Genomic DNA, 15,770 nt, shown 5'->3' on the forward strand with positions numbered 1-15,770 from the left:
GGACCCCACTGATGTCCGTACTGACCATCGACGTCGGCACCACGGTGATCAAGTCCGTCGTCTTCGACGACCAGGGCACCGAGATCGCCGTCGCCCGCCGGGCCACCGAGGTCCTGCGCCCGCACCCCGGCTGGGCGGAACAGGACATGGACGCCGTCTGGGACGCCGTCGTCCACACCGTCCGCACGGTCCTCGACGGGCTGACCGACCCGGTCTGGCTGGTGTCCTTCACCGCCCAGGGCGACGGCGCCTGGCTCGTCGACGACCGCGGCCGGCCCACCGGGCCCGCCATCCTGTGGTCCGACGGCCGCGCCGGGGACCTGCTCACCGGATGGCAGCGCGACGGCGTCCTGGAGGCGGCCTTCCGCCGCAACGGCTCGCTGACCTGCACCGGAATGCCCAACGCCCTCTTCAGCTGGCTCGCCGCGCACGACCCGGACCGGCTGGCCCGCTCCGCCACCTCGCTCACCGCCGCCGGCTGGCTCTTCCTGCGCTTCACCGGCGTCCGGGCGAGCGACGAGTCCGACGCCTCCGCCCCGTTCCTCGACCACACCACCGGCGACTACGACCCCGCCATCATCGAACTCTTCGGCCTCGACGCCTACGCACGGCTGCTGCCCACCGTCCTCGGGGAGTCGCAGCGGATCGCCGAAATCACCACCGGGGCCGCGGAGGAACTGGGCCTCCCCGCGGGTCTGCCGGTCGTCATGTCCCCGTACGACATCGCCGCCACCGCCCGCGGCGTCGGCGTCGTCAACCCCGGCCAGGCGTGCAGCATCCTGGGCACCACGCTGTGCACCGAGATCGTCCGTACCGGGATCGACACCGGCGGCGAGCCGTCCGGCATCCACATCGCCTACCGGGGCCGCGAGCGGGTGCTGCGCGCCTTCCCCACGCTCAACGGCGCCGAGGTGCTCGGCTGGGCGGCCCGGCTGCTGCATCTGCCCGGGCCGCCGGAGCTGGCACAGCTGGCCTTCGAATCGCAGCCGGGCGCCCGCGGGCTGATGTTCCTGCCCTACCTCTCCCCGGCCGGCGAGCGCGCGCCCTTCCTCGACACCGGCGCCCGCGGCTCCTTCTGGGGCCTGTCCCTGGAACACACGCCCGCCGATCTGGCGCGTGCCGTCTTCGACGGGCTCTCGCTGGTCCTGCGGGACTCGCTGGCCGCCGCCCGCACGGACGTCAGCGAACTGCGGCTGTGCGGCGGCGGCGCCAACAGCGACGCCTGGTGCGCCCTGATCGCGGATGCCACCGGGGTGCCCACCGCCCGCTCCGGCGACACCGAACTCGGCGCCAAGGGAGCCTTCCTCACCGGCCTGGTCCGCACCGGCGCCGAGACCAGCATGCACAGCGCCGCCGCCAAGTACGTCCGGATGCAGCGCAGTTGGGGGCCCGAACCGGAACGTGCGGAGTTCTATGCCGCGCTGTACGAGGACTTCCTCGGGTGGCGGACGCGCGCCCGGGAGGCGGGCTGGCGCGGCGGCGCCGTCTGGCGGGGGAGCGCCCGCCGCCCCGCCGAGGCCCCCGGCCGGCCGACCGAAGCCGGCGGCCACCCCGCCACCACCCCTGGAGGACCCCGTGTCTGACCCGCGCCACCACGGCGCCGCCCCCGCCCTCGACGGCATCTGGCTCGGCCTCGACCTCGGCACCCAGAGCGCACGCTGTCTCGCCGTCGACGGCACCGGAGAGGTCTTGGCCACCGCCGCCCGCCCGCTGACCGGCCGGCGCGACGGCAACCGCCACGAACAGGACCCCGAGGAGTGGTGGCGCGCGCTAGGCGCCGCCTGCCGGGAGGCCCTCGACGGCCTCGACACCCGCCGTATCCGCGGGCTGGCGGTCGACGGGACCTCCGGCACGATCCTGCTCGCCGACCACCGGGGCACCCCGCGCACCCCCGGCCTGATGTACGACGACGGGCGCGCCGCCGCACCGGCCGCCGCGGTCAACGCCGTCGGGGAGCAGGTCTGGCAGGAGCTGGGCTACCGCACCATGCAGCCGTCCTGGGCGCTGCCCAAGCTCGTCGCGCTCCTGGAGGACGACCCCGGACTCCGCACCGGCTCCCGGCTGCTGCACCAGGTCGACCTGATCACCTGGCGGCTGGCCGGCCGGCAGCTCGCGAGCGATGCCGGCCACGCCCTCAAGACCGGCTACCACCTCGTCGAGGAGCGCTGGCCGCAGGAGGTGATGGACGGACTCGGCGTACCCGAGAGCCTCTTGCCCGACGTCGTACGCCCCGGCAGCCCGCTCGGCACCGTCTGCGCCGCGGCCGCCGAGGCCACCGGCATCCCTGAAGGGACCACCATCGTCGCGGGGATGACCGACGGCTGCGCGGCCCAGATCGGCGCCGGAGCGCTCGCGCCGGGCGCCTGGAACTCGGTGCTCGGCACCACCCTCGTCCTCAAGGGCAGCAGCCCGCACCTGGTCCGCGACCCGGCGGGCGTCGTCTACTGCCACCGCGGGCCCGGCGGGACCTGGCTGCCGGGCGGTGCCTCCAGCAGCGGCGCGGGCGTCCTCTCCCAGCGCTTCCCCGGCGCGGACCTGGACGCGCTCACCGCACGGGCCGCCGCCCTGGACCCGGACGCGGTCGCCTACCCCCTCGTCGCCGGCGGCGGTGAACGCTTCCCCTTCCGCGCCCCCGACGCCGCGCCCTTCCTCCTCGGTGAAGCCCCCACCCGGGCCGCCGAGTTCCATGCCTGTCTCCTGGGCGTCGCCTGCCTGGAACGGCTCTGCTTCGACTACCTCGACCACCTCGGCGCGCCCGTCGACGGGCCGCTCACCTTCACCGGCGGCGGTGCCCGCAACGCCTACTGGTGCCAGTTGCGCGCCGATGTCCTCGGCCGCCCCGTACGGCTGCCGCAGCAGGCCGAGGGCGCTCTCGGCATGGCCGTCCTCGCCGCCACCTCCTCCGGCACCGGGCTGCAGGAAGCGGCCGCCGCCATGGTGCGCACCGCCCGGGAGATCACCCCCAGGCCGGACCGCACCGCCCGCTACCTCCCCGTCCATCTCCGCTTCATCGACGAACTCACCCGCCGTGGCTGGCTCGACCGGTCCGTGGCCGACCACGCCCGCAGGAGGGCAGCACCGTGACCGACTTCATCCTCGTACGCCATGGCGAGACCGTCTGGCACGCGGAGAACCGCTACGCCGGCCGCACCGACGTGGCCCTGACCGACCACGGCCGCGAGCAGGCCGCCGCCCTCGCCACCTGGGCCGCCACCGCCGGACTGACCGCCATCTGGAGCTCACCGCTCTCCCGCGCCCGGCAGACCGCGGCCCCCGCCGCCGAGGCCTGCGGTCTCACCGCGGGTGTCGACGAGCGGCTCTACGAGGTCGACTTCGGCCAGGGCGAGGGCCTGACCAGGGACGAGATGCGCCGGCGCTTCCCGGAACAGCTGGCCGCCTTCCTCGCCGACCCGGTCGAGCACCATCTGCCCGGCGGCGAACATCCGCGTCACGCCGCCGAGCGCGCCACCGACTGCCTCGCCGAACTCGCCCGCGCACAGCCGCACGGCCGGATCCTGCTCGTCGCGCACTCCACCCTCGTCCGGGTCCTGCTCTGCCATCTGCTGGGCATCCCGCTTGCCGACTACCGCCGGGTCTTCCCCCGGCTGGACAACGGCGCCCGCACCGAGCTCCGCATCGAGAACGGGCAGACCGCGCTGCTCAGCTTCAACGCGCCGGCCCCGGCCCGGACCGCCGCCCTCCACTGACCACCCGCCCCGCCCCCGCCCCTTCAGGAGCAGCCCCTCATGAGCGCCACCGTCCTCGCCGCCGGCAACCACTTCATCCGCCCGGACCTGTTCACCCGGGCCGTGCGCGAGGCCGCCGGGGACACCCCGCTGGACGTACGCGAGATCCAATTCGACTGGCCGCACACCCCGTTCGGGCCGGTCGCCGAGGTCATCGAGGCCTCCGGCAGCGAGGACGAGATGATCGAGGCCCTCCGCGGCGCCGAGATCTGTGTCACCGAGCACGGCCCGCTCACCGAGCGGATCCTCGCCCACTGCCCCGATCTGAAGCTGTTCTGCACCAGCCGCGGCGGCCCGGTCAACGCCAACGTCGAAGCCGCCACCCGGCACGGTGTCGCGGTCTGCTACGCCCCCGGCCGCAACGCCACCGCCACCGCGGAGCACACCCTCACCCTGATGCTGGCCGCCGCCCGCGGTGTCGGCGACACCCACACGGACCTCCGCCGGGGCGTCTGGCGCGGCGACTACTACGACTACGACAACTGCGGCATCGAGATCGACGGCGCCACCGTCGGGCTGATCGGCTTCGGCGCCATCGGCAGCCGGGTCGCCAAGGTCCTCGCCGCCATGGGCGCCCAGGTCCTCGTCCACGACCCCTACGTCCGCCCCGAGGCGCTGGCCGGCCTCGCCGAACAGGTCTCCCTCGACGAGCTGCTGACCCGCTCCCGCATCGTCTCCCTGCACGCCCGGGTCACCGAGGAGACCACGGGCATGATCGGGCGCCGGCAGCTCGCCGCGATGCCCCGCGGCTCGGTCCTGGTCAACTGCGCCCGCGGCGCGCTGCTCGACTACGACGCGGTCTGCGACGCGCTGGACTCCGGTCAGCTGTCCGGCGCCGGTTTCGACGTCTTCCCCGAGGAGCCGCTGCCCGCCACCTCCCGGCTGCTGACCGCCCCCGGTGTCGTCCTCACCCCGCACATCGCGGGCGGCAGCCAGGAGGTCGCGCACAAGGCCGCACGGATCGTCGCCGCGGACGTCGGCCGCTATCTGCGTGGTGAGCCGCTGGTCCACTGCGCCAACCCCGAGGCGCTGTGGGCCGGCTGAGGCACCGGGGGTCGGGTTTCGGTCGCCGCCGCGGCGGCGGAGCGGCCCGGAGGGGCCGGCACACGGGCGGCGCGGGGCAGGAAAGCGCAGGCCGGCGTGGGGGAACAGGGGGCACGGGGCGGTCCGGGGGCCGCCGTCGTGACCTTGGCGCAATCAACTACCGCCTGTTGCACCTGCGTTGACAGTGCACGGGGGTGGCCTCACGATGCAACGCGGCATCAGCGGGCTACCGCTGGTTACCGCAGGTGGCAGTGGTCAGCGTGTTCGCCCCCCCCGGCAGAAGGAGCGCCCGTGGTCCCCCGGCCCCCGTTCCCCGGCACCCCCCTTTCCAGGTCGTCCGGCCCTGACGCTCCGCCCGCCGGCCCCGGGTCCGGCCCGTCCACCGGACCTGAGCCCGCTGCTGCCGCCCCGACCGCCGGGCCCGCCCGCCCCGGCCCCGTCCCCGCCGGGCCTGCCCGCCCGGAGCTCGCCGGCCGCGATCTCGTCGTGGCCCTCTCGCCGTTCGAGGAGCCGGGCGAGCGGATCGTCCTCGCCGCCGCCCGCGCGGGCGCGCTCGGCCTGCTGGATCTCGGCCGGGACCCCGGCCCGGCACGCGCCGCGCTCGCCCGGCTCGGGGGGCCCGGGGGGCTCTCGTACGGCGTGCGGATACCGGTGGGGTGCCCGCTGACGCCCGCCGACCTGCCCGACGCGGTCGATACCGTGCTGCTCGCCGACCCAGGGGCCTGGGCCGACCCACGGGCCTGCGCCGCCCCCGAGCCGCCTGCCGCCCCCGCCCGCGGCCGGGCCCCCGGGCGGCCGGAGGGCTGGGCCGGCGGCGGGCGGCGCCGCGTCTGGGCCGAGGTCACCACCCCCGAGGAGGCCACGGCGGCGTGTGCCGCCGGGGTCAGCGCGCTCGTCGCCCGCGGCCACGAGTCGGGCGGCCGGGTGGGCGAACTCACCATCTGCGTCCTGCTGCAGCGCCTGCTGGCCGACCCGTCCGTGACCGTCCCCGTCCTCGCCGCCGGGGGCATCGGCCCGCACACCGCCGCCGCGGCCGTCGCCGGCGGGGCGGCCGGGGTGCTGCTCGACTCCCAGCTCGCGCTCACCACCGAGGGCGCGGACCGGCTGCCCCGGGCGGTCGCCGACGCGATCCGCGCCATGGACGGCAGCGAGACCACCCTCGTCGCCGGCCACCGGGTCCTCACCCGCCCGGACCTCCGCCCGCCCGTGGCCGGCGGCGGGGCCGGGGGAGCGGGCGAGGGGGGAGCGGAGGACGGAGCCACCGGCCACGATCCCGCCCGCGTCGCCGCCCTCCTCGGCGCCCGGGACCTGCGGACCCAGCTGCTGCCCATCGGCCAGGACGGTGCGTTCGCCGCCCGGCTCGCCGCGCGCCACCGCACCACCGGCGGCATCGTGCAGGCCGTACGGGCCGCCATCACCGGCCACCTCGACGCCGCGGCACGCAGTCGCCCGCTCGCCCCCCGCCCCGGCGCCAGCCATCTCCCCGTGGCCCAGGGGCCGATGACCCGCGTCAGCGACGAGGCCGCGTTCGCCGACGCCGTGGCCGCCGAGGGCGGGCTGCCCTTTCTCGCCCTCGCCGTCATGGCGGGCGAACAGGTACGCCGGCTGCTGGCCGAGACCGCCGAGCGGCTGGGCGACCGGCCCTGGGGCGTCGGCCTGCTCGGCTTCGCCCCACCCGAACTCCGGCGTGAACAGCTCGCCGCGGTGGCCGAGTTCGCCCCCGAATACGCCCTGATCGCCGGCGGCCGGCCCGCCCAGGCAGCGCCCCTCGAAGCGGCCGGGACCCGGACCTATCTCCATGTCCCGGCGCCCGGACTGCTGGAGCGCTACCTCGCCGAAGGCGCCCGGCGGTTCGTCTTCGAAGGGCAGGAGTGCGGGGGACACATCGGCCCCCGGGCCAGCTTCCCGTTATGGGAGGAGCAGATAGAGCGGCTGACCGCCCACGCCCGGAAGCATGGCGGAACGGCCGAGGGGCTGGACGTGCTCCTCGCGGGCGGCATCCATGACGCCCGCTCGGCCGCCATGGCCGCGGCCGCCGCCGCCCCGCTCGCCGAACTCGGCGCCCATATCGGCGTCCTGATGGGCACCGCCTACCTCTTCACGGAGGAGGCCGTGGCCACCGGCGCCGTCCTCCCGGGCTTCCAGGACACCGCCCTGGCCTGCGACCGGACCGTACTGCTGCGGACCGCACCGGGCCACGCCACGCGCTGCGCCGACACCGCCTACACCGAGGACTTCGCGGCGGCCGAACGCCGCCTGGCCGCCCACGGCACGGACCCCCGGGCCCGATGGGAGGAGCTGGAGCAGCGCAACCTCGGCCGGTTGCGGATCGCGAGCAAGGGACTACGGCACACCGACGGCGGGCCGCCCGCACCCGTGGCGGAGCACGCACAGCGCCGGGAGGGCCTGTACATGCTGGGCCAGGCCGCCACCGCCCGCAGCGCCACCACCACCCTCGCCGCACTGCACACCGCCGTGACCGACGGGGCCACCGCCCAACTCGAAGCGCGAGCCCAGCAGTTCCGGCCGCCCGCCGCGCCCCGGGACCGGGACGCGGCACCGCTGGACATCGCGATCGTCGGCATGGCCTGCTGCTATCCCGGCGCGGCCGACGCGGCCCGCTACTGGTCCAATGTCGTCACCGGCGTCGACTCCGTCACCGAGGTGCCCGCCGAGCGCTGGGACGCCGGGATCTACCACGACCCGGATCCCGCGCGGGCGGGCGAGCGCACCCCGTCCCGCTGGGGCGGCTTCCTGCCCGCCCTCCCCTTCGACGCCCTCGCCCACGGCATCCCCCCGGCCTCCCTCACCGGCATCGAACCGGTGCAGCTGCTCGCCCTCGACGCCGCCGCCAAGGCCCTGGCGGACGCCGGATACGCCGGCCGTGACTTCGACCGCGCCCGCACCAGCGTCGTCTTCGGCGCCGAGGCGGGCACCGAACTCGCCGGCGCCTACGGGCTGCGCGCCCTGCACCCGTCCTACCTCGGCGACCTGCCGCCCGCCCTCGACGCCGAACTGCCCCGGCTGACCGAGGACTCCTTCCCCGGCGTGCTCGCCAACGTCATCGCCGGACGCATCGCCAGCCGCCTCGACCTCGGCGGCGCCAACTGCACCGTGGACGCCGCCTGCGCCTCCTCGCTCGCCGCGCTCGACCTGGCCTGCCGCCAACTGCGCGACCACGACAGCGATATGGCGCTGTGCGGCGGCGCCGATGTGCACAACGGCATCAACGACTACCTGATGTTCGCGTCCGTGCAGGCGCTGTCCCCCACCGGCCGCTGCCGCCCCTTCGACGCGGCGGCCGACGGTATCGCGCTCGGCGAGGGGGTGGGCTGTCTGGTCCTCAAACGCCTCGCGGACGCCGAACGGGACGGCGACCGCATCTACGCCGTCGTCAAAGCGGTCGGCACCTCCAGTGACGGGCGGTCCCTCGGGCTGACCGCACCACGGCCCGAGGGCCAGCGGCGGGCCCTGGAACGCGCCTACCACCGCGCCGGGATCAGCCCCGCGCAGGTCGGACTCCTCGAAGCCCACGGCACCGGCACCGTCGTCGGCGACACCACCGAACTCGCCGTCCTCACCGAGCTGTTCGAGGCGGCGGGCGCGGCACCGGGCAGCTGCACCCTCGGCTCGGTCAAGTCGCAGATCGGGCACACCAAATGCGCCGCCGGCCTGGCCGGTCTGATCAAGGCCGCGCGTGCCGTACACGCCGGGGTGCGGCCGCCGACGCTGCATCTGACCCGGCCGGCCGAGGAGGACACCGGTCCGTTCCGCTTCGACACCGGACGCGCCCGGCCCTGGCCGGTCCCGGTGGCACAGCGCATCGCGGGAGTGAGCGCCTTCGGCTTCGGCGGCACCAACTACCACGCCGTGCTCGCCGGTTACGACGGCGCCCCCGAGCCCGCCCACGCCCTGACGGACTGGCCCGCCGAGCTCTTCTGCTTCCGCGGCGCCGACCGGCCCGCCGCCGTACGGGCCATGGAGCGCCTCGCCGCGCGCCTGGCGGAGAACGACCAGGCCGGGCGCCCCTGGCCGCTGCGCGACCTGGCCGCCGAGACCGCGGCGGCGGACGGGCCGGTCCAGGCCTGTGTGGTGGCCGAGGACCTCGACGACCTCGCCGTGAAGCTGGACGCGGCCCGCCAGTGCGCGGCCGCCGAGGGCGTGTACCTGCGCCAACGGGACGCCGACCCCGGACTGCTCGCCTTCCTCTTCCCCGGCCAGGGGAGCCAGCGCACCGGAATGCTGGGCGAGTTGTTCCTCGCCTTCCCGGCGCTGCGCGGCCTCCTGGACGACGCCGATCCGGACTGTGTCGCGGCCATGTTCCCGCCCGCAGCCTTCACCGCCGAGGGCCGGGCCGCCCAGCAGGCCGCCCTCACCGACACCCGCGTCGCCCAGCCGGCCCTCGGCCTCGCCTCCGCCGCCGCACACCGCCTGCTCACCACGCTCGGTGTCCGCCCCGACTGCACGGCCGGGCACTCCTACGGCGAGCTGACCGCCCTGTGGGCGGCGGGCGCCTACGACACCGAGGCGCTGCTCCGGCTCAGCACCCGACGCGGCGAGGCGATCCTCTCGGCCGCCGGTGACGACCCCGGCGCGATGGCCGCCGTCGTGGCCGCGCCGGACCGCGTACGGGAGCTGACCCGTGACACCGGCGTCGTCGTCGCCAACCACAACGCGCCCGAACAGAGCGTGATCTCGGGCCCCACGGACGCCGTGGAAGCGGCCGTTGCGGCGCTGCGCACGGCCGGCGCCGAGGCGCGCCGCCTGCCCGTCGCCTGTGCGTTCCACAGCCCGCAACTCGCCGCCGCCCGCGACACGCTCGCCGCGGAACTTTCCGCGACCGAGCTGACCGCGCCCGCCCTCCCGGTCTGGTCCGGCTCCACCGCGCGCCCCTACGCCCGCGAGGCCTCCGCGGTGCGGGACACCCTGGCGGGCCAGGTCGCCGCGCCGGTGCGCTTCGTGGAGCAGATCGAGGACATGTACGCCGCCGGGGTGCGCACCTTCGTGGAGGCCGGGCCCGGCCGGGTGCTCACCGGTCTGGTCGGGCAGATCCTGGGCGGACGTCCGCACACCGCGGTGGCGCTGGACGTACCGGGCGAGTCCGGACTGGCCCGGCTGCCGCACGTCCTGGCCCGGCTTGCCGCGGCCGGTGTCCCGGTTGACCCGGAGGCGCTGTTCCGCGGCCGTACGCAGCCCCTGCCCGCCGCGGCACCGCGCCGCCCCGGATGGCTGGTGAACGGCCATACGGTGCGCACCGCCGACGGCGCCTGCCTGCCGGGCGGACTGCGCCCGGCGCGGCGGGTGGACACCGGGCGGAGCGATACGGGTGCGGCGCGGGAGGAGGGCGGGGAGGGTGCGCTGCTCAACGGTGGTGCGGCTCCTGGTGCGGGTGCCCGGTCCGACGGCGGTGCGACTCCCGGTGCGGGCGCGTGGTCCGACGGCGGTGCGGCTGCCGGGGACTCCGCCCGGCACGCCGCCGTGCTGGAGTATCTGCGCACCACTCGCGAGCTCGTGGCGGCCCAACGGGACGTCGTGCTGCGGTACTTGGGGGAGGCGGCTGCACCCGCCCAGCCGGTCGGGCCCGCTCCCGCTCCGGAGTGGACCGTCCTGCCGCACACTGAACCCGCCGGGGTCGGGGGCGGGGTCGGGCCCGCTGTCGCCGACGCCGACGCCGCGGTCGCGCAGGCGCCCGCTCCCGGCCCACGCCTCCTGAGCCCCGCCGAACTCCTCGATGCCGTAAGGGAGATCATCCACCAGCGGACCGGCTATCCCCACGAGATGCTCGACGCCGGGCTCGACCTGGAGGCCGATCTTTCGGTGGACTCCATCAAGCGCGTGGAGATCATCGGCGCGCTGGCCGACCGGATCGGACTGCCGCAGGACGCGGACGGGGCCATGGAGTCGGCCGTGGAACAGCTCGCCCGTGTCAAGACCATCAGCGGCATCGTCGAATGGATCGCCGCCGCCCGCGCCGAGCCCCCGCCGGCTCCCGCCGAACCCGCGCCCGCACCGGACACACCGGCCGCGCCGACCCCACCGGCCTCATTGAGCGCACCGACTGCATTGACCGCACCGACCGCACCGACCGCACCGACCGCACCGACCGCACCGATAGCGCCGCCGCAGCCCGCGGTGTCCGCTCCCTTGCCCACCACGCAGGACCCGGCCGCCCTGGCCGAAACCGACGGCGGCCCGGCTGTGCTGGGCCCCACCCGCTCCCTGGTCCGGGTCACCCCGCTCGGCCCGCCCGCGGCCCGCCCGCCCGCCGAGGTGGTGGCGGGCAGCGACTTCGCCGTGGTGGAGGACGGCCAGGGTGTGGCGCTGGCCCTGACCGCCCTGCTGGAGAGCCATGGCGCACGGGTACGTACCGTCCCCGCCGAGCGGCTGGCGCGGTGCGTCGCCGACGGGGCCGACGGCGTGGTGGACCTCAGCGCCCTGCGGGCGGGCCGCGGCGCCGTACTGCCCGGACAGTTCGAAGGGTGGCGCACCGCCCTGACGGGCGGGGCCCGCCGGCTGCTGCTGGCCACCGCGGCCGGCGGCACGTTCGGCCAGGACGCCACCGAGGACGCCCCCGACCCGCTGCCCGGTGCCGGACTGCGCGGTTTCGCCCGTACGGCCGCCCTCGAATACCCCGACGTCCTGATCCGCGCCGTGGACATCGACCCCAAGGACCGCCCCGAACGCATCGCCGCCCACCTCCTCGCCGAACTGTGCGCCCCCGGCGAACCGGTGGTCGTCGGCCGCACCAACGGCACCCGCACCACCCTGCGTACGGTCCCCGCACCCCTGCCGGACGACCGGACCGTCCTCGGCCGGCCGTCGCTCGGCGCCGGCTCCGTGGTGCTGCTGACCGGCGGAGCGCGCGGGATCACCGCCCGTACGGCCCTCGCCCTGGCCCGCGCCCACGGCTGCCACATCGAACTCCTCGGACGGACGCCCCTGGCGGAGACCCCCGAGGACCCGGCCCTCGCCCACGCCCACGACCGCATCGCGCTGCGCGCCGCGCTCCTCGCCCAAGGGCTGCGCAGACCCGCCGAGATCGAGGCGGCGGCCGGCGCGGTCCTGGCCCGCCGCGAGATCACCGCCACCCTCGCCGCCCTGGCACCGCTCGCCGCCTCGGTGCGCTACCACGCGGCGGACGTCACCGACGAGGCCGCCGTCCACGCCGTGGTGCAGGACATCCGGTCCCGGCACGGCCGTCTCGACGGGATCGTGCACGGGGCGGGCACCCTGGCGGACAAGCTGCTGCGGGACAAGGACCCGGCCTCGTTCGCCCGGGTCTTCGCCACCAAGGTCGACGGCGCCCGCCATCTGCTGTCCGCCGCCGGTGACGACACCGGCTTCCTCGTCCTCTTCGGCAGCGTCGCCGGGGTCTTCGGCAACCGCGGCCAGGCCGACTACGCCGCCGCCAACGACGCCCTGGACACCCTCGCGACGGCCTGGTCCGCCCGTACGTCCCGGCGTGTCCTCGCCGTCGACTGGGGCCCGTGGGCGGCCGAGGGCGGCGGCATGGTCACCCCCGAACTGGCGCGCGCCTACGCACGCCGGGGCATCCCGCTCCTGGACCCCGACGCCGCGGCCGCCGCCCTCCTGGACGAACTGGCCCACGGCACGGCGGCCCAGGTCGTGCTGGCGGCGGAGGCCGGCGAAGAGGTGACGGGCGATGAGTGAGACCCGTGCCCGGCGGGCCGGACCGCGGCCCACGGACGCCGCGATCGTCGGTATGGGGGCGCTCTTCCCCGGCGCCGAGGACCTCGCCGCGTACTGGCGCAACCTGGTGGCCGGCACGGACTGCATCACCGATGTGCCGCCCGGCCGCTGGGACCCGGAGATCTACTACGACCCGCAGGGTGCCCAAGGTCCCGCCCGCAGCGACCGCTTCTACTGCCGGCGGGGCGGCTTCCTGGACGACCCGGCCGCCTTCGACCCCACCCGCTTCGGCATCATGCCCGCCGCAGTCCGGGGCGCCGAGCCCGATCAGCTGCTCGCCCTGCGCACCATCGCCGACGCCATCGCCGACGCGGGCGGCGAGGAGCGACTGCCCGCCGACCGCTCCCGTATCGGCGTCATCCTCGGCCGCGGCGGCTTCATGGGCGTCGCCACCGCCCGGCTCGACCAGCGGGTCCGTACGGCCCATCAGCTCGCCGCCACACTGCGCGAACTCGTTCCGGAATTGGGCGAGTCGAGAATCGCGGCCGTACGGGAGGCCTTCCAGGCGGGCCTCGGCCCCGAACAGCCGGAGGCCTCCATCGGCCTGGTTCCCAGCTTCACCGCCGCCCGCACCGCCAACCGGCTGGACTTCCGCGGTCCCGCCTATACCCTCGACGCGGCTTGCGCCTCCTCCCTGCTGGCCGTGGCGCAGGCCGTCGATCTGCTCGCCGCCGGCCGCTGCGACCTCGTGGTCGCCGGAGCCGTGCACCACTGCCATATCGCCACCCTGTGGAGCGTCTTCACCCAGCTGCGTGCGCTCAGCCCCACCCAGCACATCCGCCCCTTCGACCGCAGGGCCGACGGCACCCTGCTGTCCGAAGGCACCGGTGTCGTCCTCCTCAAGCGCCTGGCCGACGCCGAGCGCGACGGCGACCGGGTGTACGCGGTCGTCCGCGGGACGGGAGTGGCGGGGGACGGCCGCGCCGCCGGCCTGATGAGCCCGCGGGCGGAGGGCCAGATCGATGCGCTGGAGCAGGCCTGGGCCGCCGCCGGGCTGGACCCGGCGGACCCCACGGCGCTCGGCCTGCTGGAGGCCCACGGCACCGGCACCCCGGTCGGCGACGGCGTCGAACTCGACACTCTGGCCCGAGTGTTCGGCCCACCGGGTGCGGGTGTGCCGCCGGTCGGCCTGGGCTCGGTGAAGTCGATGCTCGGCCACACCATGCAGGCCGCCGGTATCGCCGGACTGATCAAGGCGGCGCTCGCCGTCCACCACCGGACGCTGCCGCCCACCCTGCACCTGGACGAGCCGCACGAGAGCCTGGCACGGACCCGGATGCGCCCGGTCACCGAGGCCGAGCCGTGGGACGCCGGACGGGCACCGCTGCGCGCCGGAGTCAACGCCTTCGGCTTCGGTGGCATCAACGCCCACACCGTCCTGGAGGAGGCCCCGGGACGACGGAGCCCTGCCGCACCGCCCCCGCAACGGGCGCCCTCGCACCGGACGGCCCCGCTGCGGACGGCCCCGCCCCGGACGTCCCCGCTCGCGCCGTCCCCGTTGCGGACGGCCGAGCTGGAACGCACCGTCCTGCTCGCCGCGGACACCCCCGCCCAACTGGCCGACCAATTACGGGAGATGGAGGACCTCGGCGCGGCGACCGGCACCGGCGCCCCCGCCCCCGCGTCCGCCCCCGCGCCCGACGGCCCCTGCCGGCTCGCCCTGCCCGACCCCACCCCGCAGCGCCGCGCCCTGGCCGCCAAGATCCTCGCCCGGGCCCTGCCCTGGCGGGGCCGCGGCGAGGTGTGGTTCACCCCGAGCCCGCTCTTCGGCCCGTACGCCCCGCAGGAGGGAGCACGGCTCGCCTTCCTCTTCCCGGGGCTGGAGGCGGAGCCGCCGCCCTCCGTGGACGACATCGCCGACCAGATGGCTCTGCCCCGTCCCGCGGTCTCCGGCGGCAGCGGTCTGGTCGAACGCGCCGTGGACACCCTCGCCACCGGCCGGCTGCTCGCCCGCGTACTTGACGAACTGGGCCTCGCCCCCGACCTGTTGACCGGCCACAGCCTCGGCGAATGGACCGCCATGGTGGTCGCCGGAATGTATCCGCCCCAGGCCGTGGACGCCTTCCTCGACTCGCTGCGGCCCGGCTCCCTCGCCGTACCCGACCTGGTCTACGCGGCCGTGGGCTGCGGTGCCCCACAGGCGGCCGCCGCGCTCGCGGGCCTGGAGCGGATCGCGGTCAGCCACGACAACTGCCCGCACCAGTCGGTGATCTGCGGAGCGCCACAGCCGCTCGCGGAGGCCGTCCGCAGACTCGCCGGACAGGGCGTACGGGCCCAGGAGATGCCCTTCCGCTCCGGCTTCCACACCCCGATGTGGGCGCCCTACCTGCATCAGACCGGCACCGCCTTCGACGCCCTGCCGCTACGGGACCAGCGGCTCCCCGTATGGTCGGCGACGACGGCCGCCCCCTTCCCGGACGACCCCTCCGCGATCCGCCGGCTGGTGCTGCGCCACCTCCTGGAACCGGTCCGCTTCCAGGAACTGACCAGGCGGCTGTACGAGACGGGCGTCCGCGCCTTCGTCCAGCTGGGCGCCGGCAGCCTCCCCGGGTTCGTCTCCGACACCCTCCACCGTCAGGACCATCTCGCCATCACGGCAGCCGACTCCCGCCGCGACGGTCCCGCCCAACTCCGCCGCCTGGCCGCCGCACTGTGGACCGAGGGCCTGAGCCCACGCTGGGAGCGGTTGGCCCCGGCGAGTGGCTCTGTCTTGGCGGGTGGCCCCGCTTCGGTGCGTGGCGCTGCCTCGACGCGTGGCAACGTCTCGGTGCGTGGCGCTGCCCCGGTGGGTGGATCGGTCTCGGTGCGCGGCTCTGCCCCGGCTACGGATCGTGGCACGGACTGCGCCGCGGACCGCGCCATGGACGGCGCCGCGGACTGCGGCACGGACGGTGCCGCGGACTGCGGCACGGCCCGAGCCGGGGCCCGCGCCACGGACCGCGGCGCGGTTCCGGAAGGAGCCCGTGCGGCGATACGGCTCGACCTCGGTTCGCCATTGGTCCGCCTTGGAGTGGGGACGCCCGGCCGGCCGCTTCTCGCGCCCGCCGATCCACCCCCACCCCCACCCCACCTCCCTTCGCCCCCTCCCCCGAAGGGGGAGGCGGGGGAGGGGGCGGGGGAGCGCTGCCGCATCCTCGGCCGGCCGCCGCGGAACCGGTCCAGCAGGCCCTGGACGCGGTCCTCGCCGAAACCCGGGCCGCCACCCGCACCGTCGCCGCCGCCGTCGCCGCAGCACCTGCCCCAAGCGCCCCCGCCTCCGCAGCCGTAGCG

Annotated in this window: 6 protein-coding genes; all 6 read left to right on the plus strand. The window is 76.2% G+C overall.

Translation table 11 applies throughout. The features are described from left to right. Positions 1 to 11: 11 nt before the first annotated feature. Positions 12 to 1,583, plus strand: coding sequence for an FGGY-family carbohydrate kinase (locus NUT86_RS35340; protein WP_274739426.1), 1,572 nt, complete (start codon positions 12 to 14; stop codon positions 1,581 to 1,583). Next, the gene (locus tag NUT86_RS35345) at positions 1,576 to 3,084 is read left to right on the plus strand and encodes an FGGY-family carbohydrate kinase (RefSeq protein ID WP_274739428.1); all 1,509 of its coding nucleotides are present in this window, start codon (positions 1,576 to 1,578) and stop codon (positions 3,082 to 3,084) included. The genes NUT86_RS35340 and NUT86_RS35345 overlap by 8 nt, the downstream gene beginning before the upstream one ends. Continuing rightward, positions 3,081 to 3,707 carry a histidine phosphatase family protein gene (locus NUT86_RS35350; protein ID WP_274739430.1) on the plus strand — a complete coding sequence of 209 codons (627 nt, stop codon included), beginning with the start codon at positions 3,081 to 3,083 and terminating at the stop codon, positions 3,705 to 3,707. Before NUT86_RS35345 ends, NUT86_RS35350 begins: the two co-directional genes overlap by 4 nt. A 39-nt stretch (positions 3,708 to 3,746) precedes the next feature. Beyond that, the gene (locus NUT86_RS35355) at positions 3,747 to 4,790 is read left to right on the plus strand and encodes a 2-hydroxyacid dehydrogenase (RefSeq protein ID WP_274739431.1); all 1,044 of its coding nucleotides are present in this window, start codon (positions 3,747 to 3,749) and stop codon (positions 4,788 to 4,790) included. Positions 4,791 to 5,276: 486 nt separating this feature from the next. Then, positions 5,277 to 12,461, plus strand: a complete 7,185-nt coding sequence (locus tag NUT86_RS35360) for a type I polyketide synthase (protein WP_274739433.1) — start codon at positions 5,277 to 5,279, stop codon at positions 12,459 to 12,461. Further along, on the plus strand, positions 12,454 to 15,768 hold the full coding sequence (locus NUT86_RS35365) for a beta-ketoacyl synthase N-terminal-like domain-containing protein (protein ID WP_274739434.1): 3,315 nt from the start codon (positions 12,454 to 12,456) through the stop codon (positions 15,766 to 15,768). The genes NUT86_RS35360 and NUT86_RS35365 overlap by 8 nt, the downstream gene beginning before the upstream one ends. Positions 15,769 to 15,770: the final 2 nt, after the last annotated feature.

It is taken from the genome of Streptomyces sp. G7(2002), from assembly GCF_028870195.1.
Taxonomy (GTDB): domain Bacteria; phylum Actinomycetota; class Actinomycetes; order Streptomycetales; family Streptomycetaceae; genus Streptomyces; species Streptomyces nigrescens.

Bases quoted from the DNA above. Each gene is read 5' to 3' on its own strand.
- NUT86_RS35355 (WP_274739431.1), top strand. From the start codon at position 3,747: ATGAGCGCCACCGTCCTCGCCGCCGGCAACCACTTCATCCGCCCGGAC.
- NUT86_RS35340 (WP_274739426.1), top strand. From the start codon at position 12: ATGTCCGTACTGACCATCGACGTCGGCACCACGGTGATCAAGTCCGTC.
- NUT86_RS35365 (WP_274739434.1), top strand. From the start codon at position 12,454: ATGAGTGAGACCCGTGCCCGGCGGGCCGGACCGCGGCCCACGGACGCC.